The sequence below is a fragment of the Pseudomonas sp. GD03862 genome (assembly GCF_029840855.1).
GTDB classification, from domain to species: Bacteria; Pseudomonadota; Gammaproteobacteria; order Pseudomonadales; family Pseudomonadaceae; genus Aquipseudomonas; species Aquipseudomonas alloputida.
The window spans coordinates 1-17,483 of sequence record NZ_JAOCDI010000071.1 but is presented as its reverse complement, the minus strand read 5'-3'; the positions used below and the strand labels follow the sequence as shown (position 1 = coordinate 17,483).

General features: G+C 63.9%; 13 protein-coding genes. 8 read left to right on the top strand and 5 right to left on the bottom strand.

Going from position 1 to position 17,483, the window contains the following annotated elements:
- On the top strand, positions 1–121 hold a 121-nt coding region (locus tag N5D53_RS26405), incomplete at its 5' end, for a hypothetical protein (RefSeq protein WP_243434162.1).
- A gap of 126 nt (positions 122–247) precedes the next feature.
- On the opposite strand, the gene N5D53_RS26400 is transcribed toward N5D53_RS26405, so the two are convergent.
- Positions 248–2,791 carry an HWE histidine kinase domain-containing protein gene (locus tag N5D53_RS26400; protein WP_279841064.1) on the bottom strand — a complete coding sequence of 848 codons (2,544 nt, stop codon included), beginning with the start codon at positions 2,789–2,791 and terminating at the stop codon, positions 248–250.
- A 226-nt stretch (positions 2,792–3,017) separates the two neighbouring features.
- Between N5D53_RS26400 and N5D53_RS26395 the strand changes: the two genes are divergently transcribed.
- A complete protein-coding gene (locus N5D53_RS26395) occupies positions 3,018–3,635 on the top strand; it encodes a dTMP kinase (protein ID WP_064493464.1) in 618 nt (205 codons plus the stop codon).
- Between the two features lie 40 nt (positions 3,636–3,675).
- Here N5D53_RS26395 and N5D53_RS26390 read toward each other — a convergent pair whose 3' ends face one another.
- Positions 3,676–4,116 carry an Lrp/AsnC family transcriptional regulator gene (locus tag N5D53_RS26390; RefSeq protein WP_004374903.1) on the bottom strand — a complete coding sequence of 147 codons (441 nt, stop codon included), beginning with the start codon at positions 4,114–4,116 and terminating at the stop codon, positions 3,676–3,678.
- A gap of 143 nt (positions 4,117–4,259) precedes the next feature.
- On the opposite strand from N5D53_RS26390, the gene N5D53_RS26385 reads away from it, so the two are divergent.
- The gene (locus N5D53_RS26385) at positions 4,260–7,307 is read left to right on the top strand and encodes an aminotransferase class III-fold pyridoxal phosphate-dependent enzyme (protein ID WP_279841063.1); all 3,048 of its coding nucleotides are present in this window, start codon (positions 4,260–4,262) and stop codon (positions 7,305–7,307) included.
- 70 nt (positions 7,308–7,377) lie between these two features.
- On the opposite strand, the gene N5D53_RS26380 is transcribed toward N5D53_RS26385, so the two are convergent.
- Both N5D53_RS26380 and N5D53_RS26375 read right to left on the bottom strand, forming a co-directional pair.
- On the bottom strand, positions 7,378–8,502 hold the full coding sequence (locus N5D53_RS26380; RefSeq protein ID WP_104887680.1) for a mechanosensitive ion channel family protein: 1,125 nt from the start codon (positions 8,500–8,502) through the stop codon (positions 7,378–7,380).
- 98 nt (positions 8,503–8,600) lie between these two features.
- Positions 8,601–9,071: a MarR family transcriptional regulator gene (locus tag N5D53_RS26375; RefSeq protein WP_012052230.1), complete on the bottom strand. Its 471-nt coding sequence runs from the start codon at positions 9,069–9,071 to the stop codon at positions 8,601–8,603.
- 197 nt (positions 9,072–9,268) lie between these two features.
- Between N5D53_RS26375 and N5D53_RS26370 the strand changes: the two genes are divergently transcribed.
- The 5 genes from N5D53_RS26370 (at position 9,269) to N5D53_RS26350 (ending at position 16,595) form a co-directional block, all read left to right on the top strand.
- Entirely contained in the window at positions 9,269–10,099 is an 831-nt protein-coding gene (locus tag N5D53_RS26370) for a p-hydroxycinnamoyl CoA hydratase/lyase (RefSeq protein WP_010954234.1), read from the top strand.
- Between the two features lie 75 nt (positions 10,100–10,174).
- Positions 10,175–11,623 (top strand): aldehyde dehydrogenase, encoded by a 1,449-nt coding sequence (locus N5D53_RS26365; RefSeq protein ID WP_088513139.1) that lies wholly within the window; start codon positions 10,175–10,177, stop codon positions 11,621–11,623.
- A 90-nt stretch (positions 11,624–11,713) separates the two neighbouring features.
- Complete coding sequence (locus N5D53_RS26360) at positions 11,714–13,597, top strand: feruloyl-CoA synthase (RefSeq protein WP_279841057.1); 1,884 nt, start codon at positions 11,714–11,716, stop codon at positions 13,595–13,597.
- Positions 13,594–14,835, top strand: coding sequence for a thiolase family protein (locus N5D53_RS26355; protein ID WP_190869205.1), 1,242 nt, complete (start codon positions 13,594–13,596; stop codon positions 14,833–14,835). Before N5D53_RS26360 ends, N5D53_RS26355 begins: the two co-directional genes overlap by 4 nt.
- A gap of 14 nt (positions 14,836–14,849) precedes the next feature.
- The gene (locus tag N5D53_RS26350; protein ID WP_266021499.1) at positions 14,850–16,595 is read left to right on the top strand and encodes an acyl-CoA dehydrogenase family protein; all 1,746 of its coding nucleotides are present in this window, start codon (positions 14,850–14,852) and stop codon (positions 16,593–16,595) included.
- On the opposite strand, the gene N5D53_RS26345 is transcribed toward N5D53_RS26350, so the two are convergent.
- Positions 16,576–17,483: formylglycine-generating enzyme family protein (locus tag N5D53_RS26345; protein WP_279841055.1), on the bottom strand; the 908-nt coding region annotated here is incomplete at its 5' end. The genes N5D53_RS26350 and N5D53_RS26345 overlap by 20 nt on opposite strands.

Here is a 17,483-nt window from a genome sequence, read left to right as displayed (position 1 = left end):
GCCGCTGCTTGAGCACTGCATCAAGACCCCGGGTGTGCACGTGATCGACTGCCCGGTCGATTACAGCGAGAACGACCGCATCCTCAACAGCGAGCTGCGTGAGCGCGCCCTGGCGGTGTAAGCCCTGACAGGCCGACGCCGTCCTTTTTCAGGGGCGGCATTGCGCTGCGAAAAGGCCCGTATAGCTGACAGTGATATGTCGGCGTTACGGGCCTTTTCATGACACAAGACTGCCTCTGAATCCCACTCACCCCAGCTCAAGCAGACCTTGCAGGCTGGCCAGAATGGCATTGGCGTCATAAGGCTTGCGCGTGACGGGCACATGCTGCAAGTGCTCGGGAATGCTGATGCCGTCGCCATAGCCGGTGGCAAAGAGGAACGGAACCTGCCGGCGAACCAGCTCATCCGCTACGGAAATGGAGGTTCCGGTGCCCAGGTTGACATCCAGTATTGCCGCGTCCGGCTTGTGGCTGCCAAGCAGTTGCATGGCTTCGTCCTCGGAGCTGGCGGTGATCACGTCCTTGATTTGCGCATCGTTGAGAATTTGCTCCAGGCCTACTGCAATCACCAGTTGATCCTCGAGTATCAGCACACACAAGCCCGAGCGCGCTGCAAACGCACCGTTTGCACGGGCCAGAGGCGTGGCCGGGAGAGCGGTTTCTGCCGCTTCGGCTACGGAAAGGTGCTTGGCCGGGATTCTGAAAAAGCCTTGCAGGCCTTCGGGGTGATATTCCACCGCGCTGGTACCACCCAGGTCGAACGGGATGCTGCGGTCGATCAGTACCGTGCCGAAGCCGCTGCGGCTGGGCGGGCGTACCGTTGGCCCACCACTTTCCCGCCAACTGATTGCACAGCCGTTGGTGGCGTCGATTGCCCAGCTCACCGAAAGCCTGCCGCCGGCCCGCGATAACGCACCGTACTTGGCCGCGTTGGTGGCCAGTTCGTGCAGCACCAGGGCCATGACCGAGTAAGCGCGCGCATCGAGGATGACGTTCGGGCCCTGCAACTCGATCACGCCGGCCGCCGTGCGATAGGGAGAAAGCTCGGCCTCCAGCAGCTTCGCCAGGCGCCCGCCACCGTCACCGCGCACCACCTGGTCATGGGCCAACGACAAGGCCTGGATACGCCCTTTGAGCGTTGCCACATAGTCCTGCAGGGTCTGGCTTTCCGGGGTCGGATGGGCAACCAGTGCACCAATCAGCGACAGGATGTTCTTGACCCTGTGGTTGAGCTCTTCGTTGAGCATGCGCTGGCGCACCTCAGCTTTGGCGCGTTCACTGGCGAGCAGTTCGCTGTTGTGCAGTACCACTTCGACGATAGCGGTACGGATGGCATCGCCAAACTGGCGGTCCTGCTCGGTCCAGGGTAGCGACTGCTGGTGAACGGTTTCTTTCCAGATGGCGAAGCTTTTGCGTGGCGTCAGGCGGTCGCCCAACGCGCCGCTGTCATAGGTCTTGCTCGGGTCACCGGCCCAGTCGAGTGTCTCGACCACCTCCTTGCGGAAGAAGATCAAGTAATCCCTGGGGTGTTGCGACATCGGGACGATCAGCACACCCGACACATCATTGAAATACGCCTGGGCCGACGGGAGCACTGTCGACAGGCGATTGGACGCCCAGATTCGGCCTTCGCTGACCATGTCTGCCAGCCGCAGCAGATCAGGCACGGCCGTTTGGGGCGGCGCCAGCCCTGCGCACGACCAGCGGCCTAGCAGCGACATGCCGATGCCGTCGCAGGGAATCAGCGACATCAACCGGGGCAGGCGTGCGTGGAAGAACCCATCAATGTCCGCCGCCTGGTTGGCGTCGCGCAGCAGGCTGTCCAGCGCTTTGTGGATGCGCACGGCGGCTTCGAGTTTTTGCCGGCTACGCAGGGTCTCGATATGCAGGGAGAAGAACTCACCGAACATCTCGGCGGCCACACGTTGCCCCATGGCCAGCGTGCGCGGTGCGTAGTGATGGCAGGCAATCATTCCCCACAGCTCGCCGTTGACGATGACGGAAATCGACATTGAGGCGCCCACGCCCATGTTGCACAGGTATTCGCAATGGATCGGCGAGACGCTGCGCAGGTGCGCGTAGGACAGGTCGAGCGGTTCGCCCGAGGGGTCGAGCACCGGGTTGATGGCGACCGTATTGAACCGGGCGTCGGAGATTACCCGGATCGGGTTGCGCAGGTAGAGCGCGCGGGCCTGCTGGGGGATATCGGAGGCAGGGAAGTACTGGCCCATGAAGCTTTCGAGGTCGCCACGCCTGGACTCGGCAACCACCTTGCCGGCACCGTCGGCTCCCAGCTGGTAGATCATCACCCGGTCGTAACCGAGCACCGCCCGGACAAAGCGGGCGGCGTCGCGGAACAGCTTGCTGGTCTGGTCGATTTCGCGCAGTTGGGCAATCAGCGTGCGCGCCAGCTCGATCGGTTCGGCGATGCTCGCCCCGGCGGGCTCGAATTCGAGGATTGCCGTGCCTTTGTACAAGTGGGCGGCGATGTCGACGGCCTCGCCGTTGGGCAGCGTCACGCCGAAACTGAGCGCGGGGCGCGAGGCATCCCGGGTACGGGCAAGTGCGTTGCGAAGCGTATGCGTGACCTCGTCACCCAGCACCGCGTGCAGTTTCTGACCATTGATATCGCTTGCTACACCCAGCACTTGTGGGGCGTTGACCGAATGGCGCAGCACCACGGTCGCCGAGGCATCACAGGCCAGCAGGCAGCCATGGGGCTGGATGCTCCCGGGAATCTGGATGGGCTCCCGGTCGCAGTTGGTCAGGTTAACGTGGGGGTTGTAGGTCATTGGCCCGTGCCTGTGGGTAAGGGGAGGCGGGCAGCAGGTCCGCCATCGTCCGTCAGCCTAGCAGGCATTGAACGCCTTGGGGATGGCGGGTCGGGCAATACCGGTCCATTCCCAAGACAATGCTTTGATCACAGCGTGGAGTACGGATGTACTCCCGTCGAGAATCGCTTGAAGGCAGCTCTGATCAATGGTCTTATCCCGCGCTTGAGCCAACTGGTATTGCACGATGAACCGCCCGCTGTTTATTTCCTTCGATGGGCCCAAGGGGACCGGCAAGACCACGCTGCTGGAGGCCGTCACTCAAGCGTTACGGCTGGACGGGAACAAGGTGATCCGCCTTTGCGAAAGAAAGAATGATCCTCACCGGGGCGAGACCATGGCCTTGGTCAACCAGCTTTCCAGAAGCCCTTGCCAGGACCTTGAGTTCAAGGTTTGCGAGCGCTTCGCTGAAAGCCGCGCCTGGATTTCCCGACATGTACTGCCCAGGCAGCCCGCTGACAGCATCATCCTGATTGATCGCTGGTACCCTTCTGACGCTGCGTTTCGCCGCACAGTGCCGTTTGACAAGATCCTACGCCTGAACCTCGAACGAAACGTGCAAGTGCCCGATTTGCATGTCGGGGTTGTCACAACGCCTGAAACCTCATGGGCGAGGGCCGCGGCGCGCACGCGTGGGCTGGGCAGTACGGTGATCCATAACCTGGAAGAACAGGTTGCCTGTACCGAGGCGTTCGAGCGTGCGGTTGCAGAGCAAGGCTGGGTGCTGTGCCGTAATGAAGGGACCGTCGACGAGGCAACGCGGCAGGTCGTAGGCGAGATTCAGGGCGTGCTTCGACACCTGTGAGGCTTGGGTGAGTACGGCCTGTCTACTGCCTCTGCAGGTATCAGGCGCCCTGGCGGTCGATATCACGGCGCAGGACTACCGACGTGGTAATGTCATCCACTGATTCGTGACGTGCCACGTTGTCGCGTACCTGGTTGAGGTCGTCGATCGTTCGGGTCTCCACTTCAACCACCAGGTCGAGCTGACCGCTCACCGACGAAACCCGCCGTACGCGCGCGTCCGTTGCCAACTGGTCGAGCAGCCCCATGGCAGGCGTGCGCTGCAACGTCACCAGCAAGATCGCGCGTATCACGTTGGCGTCTATTTCACCGATGTCAGCGCGATAACCGCGAATGACCCCGCTGCGTTCAAGGTTGGCGACACGCTCGGTGGTTGCACTTCGGGAAAGGCCTATGCGGCCGGCTAACGCCTTGAGCGCAATACGCGCGTCCTTCGAAAGTACCTCAAGAATCTCACGATCTTTCGCATCCAGGTCACGCATTGCAGCCCCTTGATAAGCTTGCCGTCATTATGCCGGTCGGAACCGGCATAATGCCTGTTGCGCCCGACCGTATGCAGGGTGTCCGTTTCGGCGGCGCATGACAAGCTATTGAAAAACAATCAGCGCGCTCGGAACCTGATGATATGACAGACCTTTCCCACCCGGCACCTCGGTTTTCGGCAAGCGATGCAGAGGGCCTTGCAAAAGATTTCTTCGATGTCACCGGCACTGCAACGCCCCTGGATGGGGAGCGTGATCGCAATTACCGGCTGGAGACTGGCGTAGATGCAGGCTGGATACTGAAAATCGTCAATGCCAGCGAGCCCAGGGTAGAAAGCGAGTTTCAAACCGCGCTACTCGATCACCTGGCCGTGCATGGCGCGCATTTGGGCGTGCCACACCTGCGGGCCAGCGTGACTGGCGACTACCTGCCGTCTGTGGCCAGCAGCACCGGTGAAAAGCACGCTGTGCGCCTGGTCAGCTGGCTGGCCGGCACGCCACTTGCCAAGGCCAGACGCTCCCTGGCGTTGATGAGAAACTTCGGCCAGGCACTCGGTGAACTTGACCGTGCACTGCAGGGCTTCATGCACCCGGGCGCAGTCCGTAACCTGGACTGGGACTTACGCCATGCTGCGCGCTCCCGTTCGCGGCTGCACTGCATCAAGGACCCTGATCGCCGGGCCGTTGCCGAGCGCTTCATCGCCCGGTTCGAACAGACTGTACAGCCTAAGCTGGCTTCCCTTCGGGCCCAGGTGATCCACAACGATGCCAACGACTGGAACATCCTGGTCGATGCCGAAACGCCCCATAGCGTGACTGGCTTCATCGATTTTGGGGATGCCGTGCACACCGTTCTGATTGCCGAGGTCGCGATCGCCAGCGCGTACGCCATTCTCGACATGGACGACCCGATCGGCGCTGCGGCTGCGCTGGTGGCCGGCTTCCACGAGAAGTACCCGTTGCAAGCGCAAGAGCTTGATGTGTTGTTCAACCTGATTGCCATGCGTTTGGTCATCAGCGTGACGTTCTCCGCTTCCCGGCAGGATCAGACAGACGACAACCCCTACCTGGCGATCAGTGAAGCGCCTGCCTGGCGTCTACTGGAACAGCTCGATTCGATGAACTCACGGTTGGCCACCGGCATTTTGCGCAAGGCCTGTGGTTTCGATGCCATCGAAGGTGCGGGGGAAGTCCGCCGCTGGATTGCCGACAACCACAAGTCGTTTGCCGACCTGGTGCGCCCGTCAGCCGCCATTCTGGACAAGGTCATCGCGCCGTTTGGCGATGCCAGCCACGAGATGACCATTGCCTCGGCCCAGCAGCGCCCTGCAGATGCGACGCGGTGGTGGAATGAATTCTCTGCCGCGCACAAGGCCCCGCTGGGCATCGGGCCATGGGGCGAGGTACGTGCCGTCTATACCGACAGCGCCTTTGAGTCTCGCTTCATCAAGGGGCAGTACCGGACCCTGCATGTGGGGGTAGATTTGCTGATGCCAGCGGGTACGCCGCTGTACGCACCGATTGCCGGCACCGTCAGAAGCGTCGAGGTCGAGCCAGATCCGCTGGGTTATGGCGGCCTGGTGATGCTCGAGCATACCCCGCCCGGTTGCCCGCCATTTCTGACGCTGTGGGGGCACATGGCCCACGAGGCGCTCAGCCGTTTGAAGGCCGGTGACAAGCTCGAAGCCGGCGACCTGGTCGGTTACATGGGCAGCGATCACGAGAACGGCGGCTGGATTCCCCACCTGCATCTGCAGTTGGTCACCGATACCCAGTTGCGCGCGTGCGAGGTCATTGGCGTGGGTGAACCAGCGTACCGCGAAGCGTGGGCCGACCTGTTCCCCGATGCCTCGGCCCTGGCCGGTATCCCGCCAGAGACCTACAGCCAGCAGGGGATGACCAAGGCCCAGATCATTACCAGGCGCAAGGAACTGCTGCTACCCAACCTGTCCATTTCGTACACCGACCCGATCAAGTTCGTGCGCGGTGATGGCGTATGGCTGATCGACAACTTCGGGCGGGCCTACCTGGACTGCTTCAACAACGTGTGCCACCTGGGCCATAGTCATCCCGACGTGGTCGAAGCCTTGACCCGCCAGGCTGCTCTGCTCAACACCAATACCCGCTACCTGCACGACAACATCGTCGAATACGCCGAACGCCTGACCGGCACTTTGCCCAAGGGCCTTTGCGTAGCGTCCTTTGGCTGCTCGGGGAGTGAGGCCAACAGCCTGATGCTGCGTATGGCGCGTAACTACACAGGCAGTGATCAGGCGATCGTGCTGGACTGGGCCTACCACGGCACCACTCAGGAACTGATCGATCTGAGCCCTTACAAGTACAAGCGCAAGGCGGGCAAGGGCAGGGCGGCGCATGTTTACGAGGCCGTGGTCCCGGACAGCTACTACGCCCCCGAGCACTGGCCCGTGGAAGCGCACGGCAAGCGCTTTGCCGAGTCGGTGGCAGAGCAGCTGGATGCCATGCGCAAGGCAGGCAAGCGCCCCGGTTTTTTCATTGCCGAGTCGATCCCCAGCGTGGCGGGGCAGGTGTTTTTGCCCGAACACTACCTCGAGGAGGTGTATGCCATGGTGCGAGCCGAAGGTGGGCTGTGCCTGGCCGATGAGGTTCAGGTCGGGTTTGGCCGGGTAGGCAGCCACTGGTGGGCATTCGAGACCCAGGGCGTGGTCCCGGATGCCGTCAGCATGGGCAAACCCATTGGTAACGGCCACCCGATGTCGGCGGTAGTGACCACGCGCGAGGTTGCCGATGCTTTCAACAACGGCATGGAGTATTTCAATACCTTCGCCGGTAACCCGGTGTCATGCGCGGTAGGCCTGGCGGTACTCGATGCAATCGAGCGCGACCAGTTGAAAGAAAACGCCTTGAGTGTCGGCCATTACCTGCTCGAGGGTTTGCGCAAGCTTCAGCAGCAATTCGACGTGATTGGCGATGTGCGCGGGTTGGGCCTGTTCCTCGGCATCGTGCTGGTCACTGACCGCAAGTCGAAGGCGCCAGCCACGGCCCTGGCCAGAAAAGTGGCTGATGGTGCCCGGGAGCGCGGCGTGTTGATCGGCACCGAAGGCCCGCATGACAACGTGCTGAAAATGCGGCCTTCGATGATTTTCAGCCGGGCCAATGCGGACTTCCTTCTCGAGGTGCTGAAAGACAGCTTCACCGCGGCGCTTAAATAGCGTTTCAGCGCGGGCAGGGCGTGCGCATGTGCACGCCCTGCGGCGCACCTATCTGGCGAGCCGGCCAGCATCAAGCGCCTCTGATGCTCAGGCCTTCGCGAGCCTGGCCATGCAGGCCGGCGGCCTCTGGCAATGCCGTGACCTTGATCGCGCGCACCGGTACGGCGAACTTGGCGCCGATTTGCGAGAACCGCTCCAGCAGCCTGAAGTTGATCGCCTGCTGAATGTCCATGTAAAGGTTGTAGCCTGGGTCCTGGACGATGTAGACACACTCGAACTCCAGCGCCTCTTTGCCGAAGCCACGCAGGTGAGCGCGGTCGAAACGCGCCTGCTCCTGGGCCTTGATGGCGTCTTCGACGATGCCTGGCGCTTTCTTCACGGCCTCGGTGGGCGTGTCGTAGGAAAGCCCGAACTCGAACACGATGCGACGCTCTTGCAGGCGCTTGTAATTCTGGATGGTGCTGCTGATCATGCTGGCGTTGGCCATGACGATCTGTTCGCCGCCGAGGCTGCGGATGCGTGTGGTTTTGAGGCCAACGTGCTCAACGGTGCCCGCCAGGGGCCCGATGACGATGAAGTCACCGATCTCGAACGGCTTGTCCACGGCGATCGACAACGAAGCGAACAGGTCGCCAAGGATATTCTGCACAGCCAGCGCCACTGCGATGCCGCCCACGCCCAGGCTGGCGACGAAGGCGGTGATGTTCACCCCCAGGTTCGACAGCATTGCCAGCACTACGACTGACCACAACAGGACCCGCGCGCCCCAGGCCGAAAGGGTTGCCAGTGCGCTGCCCTGGTTCAGGCCGTCGGTACGGTGGCGGGCGAAGTAGCGGCTCAGGCCCAGGCCGATGGCGCGGTTGGCCCACAGGCCAATCTGCAAGGCAGCGACCACGAACCACAGGCTGCTGACCCTGCTCAGCCAGCGCTCGGGCAGGTCGAGCATGCTCAGGCCCACCAGCAAAGAGGCCAGCAACAACAGAAAGTTGCTGGTGCCGGAAAGCACCTTGGCCATTATCTGGCTCAGTGGGCCTTCGTGTTCGGACCAGCGCCGTACCCGGCGCATCAGGAAACTGATGGCGGCACGGGCGACCAGGAAGACCAAGGTGGCGACTGTCAGCGCCACCAGCAGATTGAGAATGGAGATGCCGAATACGGTGGTTTCGGTGAAAAACGCGATGATGCGGTCGTTCATGAGTACCTCGCCTCTGGGTTGATTTGCCAAGGTGCTTTCTTGGGACGTCAAAGAGGCGCAACAGGTCGATCGGATTTCACCACGCTGGGCAGACTGAGTCAGTCCCGGTAGATTTTCTTCAATAACCGCAACAGTTCAGTCCTTTCGTCATCCGAGAGGTTGGATGTCGCCTGATGATCGCTGTCGGCGGCGATGTGCTTCAACTCCTTCAACAGGGCTTCGCCCGATTTGCTCAGGAAAATCCCATACGAGCGCTTGTCCGGTTTGCACCGCACGCGCACGGCCAGCGCGCGCTCTTCCAGTTTGTTCAGCATTGGCACGACTTGCGGGGGTTCGATTGCCAACGCACGCGCCAGGTCGGCCTGCATCAGCCCGGGGTTCTGGTCGATGATCGCCAGGGCGGAAAATTGTGCCGGGCGCAGGTCATGGGCCGAGAGCCGGGCAATAAGGTTCTGAAACAGCTTCAATTGCGCGCGTCGCAAGGCGTAGCCGATCAAGTCTTCAAGCACCCCTTCTCCTACAGGAGCAGCCACGCAAGCGTCGTCGGTACTACGGGCAGACCTAGCCATCAGGGTTCATGCTCCTCGATCATGGGTAATAAAGTTACCTATTTTGCCTGTCCTTATGCGATTCGGCTAGAGAGACTTTGGAAAAAGGCAGCGCGCCTACCCATGGGTTAAAGATAAATTTGTTAATGGTTAATTGACATAACTAATTCGACCCGTTAGCGTGGCCCCATCACCTCGAACAACAAGAGTGCAGAACCATGAGCAAATATGAAGGCCGCTGGACCACCGTGAAGGTCGAACTGGAAGCGGGCATCGCCTGGGTGACCCTCAATCGCCCGGAAAAACGCAATGCCATGAGCCCCACCCTGAACCGGGAAATGGTCGACGTGCTGGAAACCCTCGAACAGGACGCTGACGCTGGCGTGCTGGTATTGACCGGTGCCGGCGAGTCCTGGACCGCCGGCATGGACCTGAAGGAGTACTTCCGCGAGGTGGACGCCGGCCCGGAAATCCTCCAGGAAAAGATTCGTCGCGAAGCCTCGCAATGGCAATGGAAGTTGCTGCGTCTGTATGCCAAACCGACCATCGCCATGGTCAACGGCTGGTGCTTCGGCGGCGGCTTCAGCCCACTGGTGGCATGCGACCTGGCGATCTGCGCCAACGAAGCGACCTTCGGCCTGTCGGAAATCAACTGGGGCATCCCGCCTGGCAATCTGGTCAGCAAGGCCATGGCCGATACCGTTGGCCATCGTCAGTCGCTGTACTACATCATGACCGGCAAGACCTTCGATGGTCGCAAGGCTGCCGAGATGGGCCTGGTGAACGACAGTGTGCCGCTGGCCGAGCTGCGTGAAACCACCCGCGAGTTGGCGCTGAACCTGCTGGAAAAGAACCCGGTGGTGCTGCGCGCCGCGAAGAATGGCTTCAAGCGCTGCCGCGAGCTGACCTGGGAACAGAACGAAGACTACCTCTACGCCAAGCTCGACCAGTCGCGCCTGCTGGACACTACTGGCGGCCGCGAGCAGGGCATGAAGCAGTTCCTCGACGACAAGAGCATCAAGCCAGGCCTGCAGGCCTACAAGCGCTGAGTCGCACCGCGGGCGACGGTGTGCCGCGCCAAAGCCCGCGGGTATTTCTCTATAACGACAACAAGAGGAATGAGCATGTTGCAGGTGCCTTTGCTGATTGGCGGGCAGTCGCGCCCCGCCAGCGATGGACGAACCTTCGAGCGCTGTAACCCGGTGACTGGCGAGGTGGTGTCGCAGGCTGCCGCCGCCACACTGGCCGATGCCGATGCCGCGGTGGCTGCTGCCAGCGCGGCGTTTCCGGCCTGGGCCGCCCTGGCACCGGGCGAGCGGCGCAGCCGCTTGCTGGCAGGCGCTGATCTGTTGCAGGCGAGGGCCGCCGAGTTCATCGCCGCCGCCGGTGAAACCGGGGCCATGGCCAACTGGTATGGCTTCAACGTGAAGTTGGCCGCCAACATGCTGCGCGAGGCTGCAGCCATGACCACGCAGATCACCGGTGAAGTGATCCCCTCGGACGTTCCCGGCAGCTTCGCAATGGCCCTGCGCGCGCCCTGCGGCGTGGTGTTGGGCATCGCACCGTGGAACGCCCCGGTGATACTGGCCACGCGTGCCATTGCCATGCCGCTGGCCTGCGGCAACACCGTGGTGCTCAAGGCCTCGGAGCTGAGCCCGGCGGTCCATCGGCTGATCGGCCAGGTGCTGCACGATGCAGGCATCGGCGACGGCGTGGTCAATGTCATCAGCAATGCGCCGCAGGATGCCCCGGCCATCGTCGAGCGGCTGATCGCCAACCCTGCGGTACGCCGGGTCAACTTCACCGGTTCGACGCACGTCGGGCGCATCGTCGGCGAACTGGCGGCCCGCCACCTCAAGCCGGCCCTGCTCGAACTGGGCGGCAAGGCGCCTTTGCTGGTGCTCGACGATGCCGACCTGGACGCCACGGTCGAAGCGGCGGCCTTTGGTGCCTACTTCAACCAGGGGCAGATCTGCATGTCCACCGAGCGCCTTGTGGTGGACAGCCGTATTGCCGACGCCTTCGTCGACAAGCTGGCGGTGAAGATCGCCGGGCTGCGTGCAGGTGATCCGCAAGCCAGCACCTCGGTGCTCGGCTCGCTGGTCAGCGCAGCGGCCGGCGAGCGCATCAAGGCACTGATCGACGATGCCGTGGCCAAGGGCGCGCGCCTGGTCAGCGGCGGCCAGCTGGAAGGCAGCATCCTGCAACCGACCTTGCTCGACAACGTCGATGCCAGCATGCGCCTGTACCGCGAGGAGTCCTTCGGCCCGGTGGCGGTGGTACTGCGCGCCGAAGGCGACGAAGCCTTGCTGCAGCTGGCCAACGACTCGGAGTTCGGTCTGTCATCGGCCATTTTCAGCCGCGACACCAGCCGCGCCCTGGCCTTGGCTCAACGGGTGGAGTCGGGTATCTGCCATATCAACGGGCCGACCGTTCACGATGAAGCGCAGATGCCGTTTGGCGGGGTCAAGTCCAGCGGCTATGGCAGCTTCGGCAGCCGCACGGCCATCGATCAGTTCACCCAGTTGCGCTGGGTCACCCTCCAGCACGGTCCGCGTCACTATCCCATCTAGCCGCGGCAGGCCCAGGCCACCGGCAAGATGACCGCCGCCCGTCATTTCGGGCGGCGGCAGGATGTACAACAAGAACAAGGAGCAACCTGCGTGAATAACGAAGCCCGCTCAGGGTCGACCGACCCTGGCCAACGTCCGCGCTACCGCCAGGTGGCCATCGGGCATCCCCAGGTGCAGGTCAGTCACGTCGACGACGTGCTGCGCATGCAACCTGTCGAGCCACTGGCGCCGCTGCCGGCGCGCCTGCTCGAGCGCCTGGTGCATTGGGCCCAGGTGCGCCCGGACACCACTTTCATCGCGGCACGCCAGGCAGACGGTGCCTGGCGTTCGATCAGCTACGTGCAGATGCTCGCCGATGTGCGCACCATCGCCGCCAACTTGCTAGGACTGGGCCTCAGTGCCGAGCGCCCGCTGGCGCTGCTTTCCGGCAACGACATCGAACACCTGCAAATCGCCCTCGGCGCCATGTATGCCGGTATTGCCTATTGCCCGGTGTCGCCGGCCTACGCGCTGTTGTCGCAAGACTTCGCCAAGTTGCGCCATGTCTGCGAGGTGCTCACCCCCGGAGTGATCTTCGTCAGCGACAGCCAGCCGTTCCAGCGCGCCTTCGAGGCGGTGCTGAACGATTCGGTCGGCGTGATCAGCGTGCGTGGCCAGGTCGCAGGTCGCCCCCATATAAGCTTCGACAGCCTGTTGCAACCGGGTGACCTGGCGGCGGCCGATGCGGCTTTCGCCGCCACCGGGCCGGACACCATCGCCAAATTCCTCTTCACCTCGGGCTCGACCAAGCTGCCCAAGGCGGTGATCACCACCCAGCGCATGCTGTGCGCCAATCAGCAGATGCTTCTGCAGACTTTTCCGACGTTCGCCGAGGAGCCGCCGGTGCTGGTGGACTGGCTGCCGTGGAACCACACGTTCGGCGGTAGCCACAACCTCGGCATCGTGCTTTACAACGGGGGCAGTTTCTACCTGGACGCCGGCAAGCCGACCCCGCAAGGCTTCGCCGAGACCTTGCGCAATCTGCGCGAGATTTCCCCCACGGCCTACCTCACCGTACCCAAGGGCTGGGAGGAACTGGTCAAGGCACTGGAGCAGGACCCCGCGCTGCGCGAGGTGTTCTTTGCCCGCATCAAGCTGTTCTTCTTTGCCGCCGCAGGCCTGTCGCAAAGCGTCTGGGACCGGCTGGACCGCATTGCCGAGCAACACTGTGGCGAACGCATCCGCATGATGGCCGGCCTTGGCATGACCGAAGCCTCGCCATCGTGCACCTTCACCACCGGGCCGTTGTCGATGGCCGGCTATGTCGGGCTGCCGGCACCTGGCTGCGAAGTGAAGCTGGTGCCGGTGGGCGACAAGCTCGAGGCGCGCTTCCGTGGCCCGCATATCATGCCGGGCTACTGGCGCTCGCCGCAGCAGACCGCCGAGGCGTTCGACGAGGAGGGCTTCTACTGTTCGGGCGACGCGTTGAAGCTGGCCGATGCCAGGCAGCCCGAGCTTGGCCTGATGTTCGATGGCCGTATCGCTGAGGACTTCAAACTTTCGTCCGGGGTATTCGTCAGTGTCGGGCCGCTGCGCAACCGCGCAGTGCTGGAGGGCTCGCCTTACGTACAGGACATCGTGGTCACCGCGCCGGACCGTGAATGCCTGGGCCTGCTGGTGTTCCCGCGTCTGCCCGAGTGTCGGCGCCTGGCCGGGCTGGCAGAGGATGCCAGCGATGCGCAGGTGCTGGCCAACGACACCGTGCGCAGTTGGTTCGCTGACTGGCTGGAGCGCTTGAACCGCGATGCCCAGGGCAACGCCAGCCGTATCGAATGGCTGTCGCTGCTGGCCGAGCCGCCGTCGATCGACGCCGGTGAAATCACCGACAAGGGCTCGATCAATCAGCGCGCCGTGCTGCAGCGGCGCGCCGCTCAGGTCGAGGCGCTGTACCGTGGCGAAGACCCCGACGCACTGCACGCCAAGGTGCGGCCTTGAGTGCGGCCGGGCTGTGCACCGTCTTCGAGGACACGGCCATCGTCCAGATGGTGCGCACGCCCTGGGTCGACCTGGGTGGCGCATTGGCCGCGATCTCGCCCATCGACCTGGGCATTCAGGCCGGCCGCGCGGTGCTGGCACGTGCAGCTGCCGCCCCTCAGGCGGTAGACAGCGTGCTCGCCGGCAGCATGGCCCAGGCCAGCTTCGACGCCTACATGCTGCCACGCCATGTCGGCCTCTACTGTGGCGTGCCGCAGTCGGTACCGGCACTGGCGGTGCAGCGCATCTGTGGCACGGGCCTTGAACTGTTGCGTCAGGCCGGTGAACAGCTGCGCAGTGGCGCCCGCCAGGTGCTGTGCGTGGGCGCGGAGTCGATGTCGCGCAATCCGATCGCGGCCTATGAACACCGGGGCGGTTTTCGCCTGGGGGCGCCGGTCGGGTTCAAGGACTTTCTCTGGGAAGCCCTGTACGACCCGGCTGCCGGCGTGGACATGATCGGTACTGCGGAAAACCTGGCCCGTGCCTATGGCCTGGCGCGTGAAACGGTGGACGCGTGGGCCCTGCGCAGCCATCAGCGGGCCCTGCAAGCCCAGGTGCAGGGCTGGTTCGACGAGGAAATCGTCAGCGTCACCGCGCAGGCACTGGAGGCAGAAGGCTGCCAGCCACGCGGCATTGCATTGCCGCGTGGCGTGAGTGAGGTCAGCCAGGACAGCCACCCGAGGCCTACCGATGCCGCCGCACTGTCTCGGCTGCGCCCGGTGCACGCCGGTGGCGTGCAGACGGCTGGCAACAGTTGCGCGGTGGTCGATGGCGCGGCGGCAGCCTTGGTCACGCGCTACTCCGATTGCACTCATCCGCCTTTGGCGCGCTTGCTGATGGCCACGGCTGTTGGCGTGCCGCCCGGCCTCATGGGCATCGGGCCGGCACCGGCCATTACCTTGCTGCTCGAGCGCAGCGGCCTGCGCCTGGAGCAGATCGACCGCCTGGAAATCAACGAGGCCCAGGCCGCCCAAGTGCTGGCGGTGGCCCAGGCGCTCGAACTCGATGTGGACAAGCTCAATGTCCATGGCGGCGCTATCGCCCTTGGTCACCCATTGGCCGCTACAGGCCTGCGCCTGGTCCACACCTTGGCCCGTCAATTGCGCGACGGCAACTTGCGCTATGGCATCGCAGCGGCATGCATCGGCGGTGGCCAAGGCATGGCGCTGCTGATCGAAAACCCTCATTTCGTTGCCTGACCCGGAGGTATCCGATGACCTGGAAGGCGCCCCTGCGCGACATGCAGTTCGTCCTGCAACACTGGCTGCGGGCCGATCAGGCCTGGGCGCAATTACCGGCATATGCCGACGTTGACCTCGACCTGGCGGCCCAGGTACTGGAAGAGGCGGCCCGTTTCTGCGAGCAGGTGCTGGCCCCTTTGAACAGTTCGGGCGATCGCCAGGGCTGCCAGATGGAGGGCGGGGAGGTACGCACCCCGGACGGATTCGCGGCGGCTTATCGCGCCTATGTCGACGGTGGCTGGCCGTCGCTGGCATGCGCCCCGGCGCTTGGCGGCCAAGGGCTGCCGTTAGTGCTGGAGGCGGCCTTGCAAGAAATGCTGTTCGGCAGCAACCACGGCTGGGCAATGTACACCGGCATCGCCCACGGTGCCTACCTGTGCCTGAAAGCCCATGCCTGCGCCGAGCTGCAGGCGCGCTATCTGCCGGGCATCGTCAGTGGTGCCACCCTGCCTACCATGTGCCTGACCGAACCCCAGGCCGGCAGCGATCTCAGCCTGTTGCGCTGCCGCGCCGTGCCCCTGGGCGACGGTGGCTACGCGGTCAGTGGCAACAAGCTGTTCATCTCTGGCGGCGAACACGACCTGACCCGCGACATACTCCACCTGGTGTTGGCCCGGTTGCCGGATGCGCCGCCCAGCAACCGCGGGCTCTCGCTGTTGCTGGTGCCGAAATGGCTGGAGGATGGCCAGCGCAATACACTGTACTGCGACGGCCTGGAACACAAGCTGGGCATCCGTGGCAGCGCCACCTGCGCACTACGCCTGGAGGGGGCCCGGGGCTGGTTGATAGGTCAGCCCCATGGCGGCCTGGCGGCGATGTTCGTGATGATGAATTCCGCGCGGCTGCATGTTGGCCTGCAAGGGCTGGGGCATGCCGAGGCCGCCTGGCAACAGGCCCGCGACTATGCCCTGGAGCGGCGCCAGATGAGTGCCCCGGGGCGGGCCAAGGGGGGCGCCCAGGGCGCCGACCCGATCCACCTGCACCCGGCCATGCGTCGGGTCTTGCTGGAGTTGCGGGTGCGTACCGAGGGGATGCGCGCGCTGGCCTACTGGACGGCCCAGTGGCTGGATATCGCCGACGCCGCCGTCGAGCCTGCACAACGGGCGAAGGCCGCGACATTGGCGGCGCTGCTGACCCCCATCGTCAAGGCGGCCTTCACCGAGCAGGGGTTCATCCTGGCAAGCAAGGCCTTGCAGGTGTTGGGTGGCTATGGCTACACCCAGGAGTTTGCCATCGAGCAGACCTTGCGCGACAGCCGCATCGCGATGATCTACGAAGGCACCAACGAAATACAGGCCAACGACCTGATGCTGCGCAAGGTATTGGGCGATGGGGGGGAAGGGTTCGCCCTGCTGTTGGGTGAGTTGCGTACCGAGGCCGCTGCGGACGCTGGCGCAGCTGCCACCGCGTTGGGCAGCGCGTGCGACACGCTGGAGGCAGTGCTGGCCAAGGTGCTGTCGATGACCGCGGGCGATCCCGAATTTCCGTACCGCGCCGCAGGCGACTTCCTGCAGTTGTGCGCAACGGTGCTGCAGGCCTTCGCCTGGGCCCGCAGCGCGCGCTGCATCCAGGCGTCGCCAGTGGGGTCGGAACAGCGCCGGGAAAAGCGGGAAAGCGTTGGGTTCTTCCTCAGCTACCTGCTGCCCGACCTCGACCGGCAGGTGGTGGCCATCGACGCGGCCGCCACGCCGTTGCCATTCATTGCCGAATCGTTCTGAAACCCACGTGCGAGGTCGTCATGAACACCGGCTGCGGCTGACGTGCCGAGGGGCGGTAGCGCATGCAGCGGTCCGCCGAACACAGGTGCGAGCCGCCTTTGATTACCGCCACCGGCACGCCGGGGTCTGCCGGGTCGAAGCTGTCACTCAGGGCCGGGCCTGAGGGGTCGAGCTTGGCGTCGCGCTGTGCGTCATGGCCTGGCCGATAGCCCGTGCGAGTCAGCTCCCAGACATTGCCGCCGGCATCGAACAGGCCAAAGCCGTTGGCCGGGAAGCAGCCCACGGGTGATGTACCGGTAAAACCATCCTTCGCCGCATTGCGATAAGGGAACTGACCCTGCCAGGTATTGGCCATGAGCTTGCCCTTGGGCAGCTCGGTGGTACCCCAGCTGAAGTCGGCATCGGTCAGGCCGCCGCGCATGGCGTATTCCAGCTGCGCCTCGCTGGGCAGTTCGCGGCCTGCCCAGTGGGCATAGGCCTGGGCATCTTCCAGGGCGATCTGCACCACCGGATGATTGTCCAGCCCGGCCAGGCTGCTGCCCGGCCCCTGCGGGTGTCGCCAGTTGGCGCCGGGCACGAACTGCCAGCCGGGGCTGAGCTCGTCCGCACCCTGATGAAACACCATCGCACCCGGTACCCGCAGCGCGTCGGGCAGGGCAGGGCTGTCCTCGATACGGGTACCGCGCTCGGCATGGGTGACATACCCGGTGGCCTTGACGAAGCGCGCGAACTGGGCGTTGGTGACCGGATGCACGTCAATCCAGAAGCCGGACACCTTGGCGGGGTGAGGCGGGCCTTCTTCGTCGTAAAAGCGGCTTGAACCAAAGCTGAACTCGCCGCCCGGCACGTGCACCATGCCGTCCCGCCAAGGGCCTTGGCGCTGCGCGG

Coding starts and splice junctions, on each gene's coding strand:
- N5D53_RS26350 (WP_266021499.1), top strand. CDS start 14,850: ATGACCTGGAAGGCGCCCCTGCGCGACATGCAGTTCGTCCTGCAACAC.
- N5D53_RS26380 (WP_104887680.1), bottom strand. CDS start 8,502: ATGAACGACCGCATCATCGCGTTTTTCACCGAAACCACCGTATTCGGC.
- N5D53_RS26375 (WP_012052230.1), bottom strand. CDS start 9,071: ATGGCTAGGTCTGCCCGTAGTACCGACGACGCTTGCGTGGCTGCTCCT.
- N5D53_RS26400 (WP_279841064.1), bottom strand. CDS start 2,791: ATGACCTACAACCCCCACGTTAACCTGACCAACTGCGACCGGGAGCCC.
- N5D53_RS26390 (WP_004374903.1), bottom strand. CDS start 4,116: ATGCGTGACCTGGATGCGAAAGATCGTGAGATTCTTGAGGTACTTTCG.
- N5D53_RS26370 (WP_010954234.1), top strand. CDS start 9,269: ATGAGCAAATATGAAGGCCGCTGGACCACCGTGAAGGTCGAACTGGAA.
- N5D53_RS26385 (WP_279841063.1), top strand. CDS start 4,260: ATGACAGACCTTTCCCACCCGGCACCTCGGTTTTCGGCAAGCGATGCA.
- N5D53_RS26395 (WP_064493464.1), top strand. CDS start 3,018: ATGAACCGCCCGCTGTTTATTTCCTTCGATGGGCCCAAGGGGACCGGC.
- N5D53_RS26365 (WP_088513139.1), top strand. CDS start 10,175: ATGTTGCAGGTGCCTTTGCTGATTGGCGGGCAGTCGCGCCCCGCCAGC.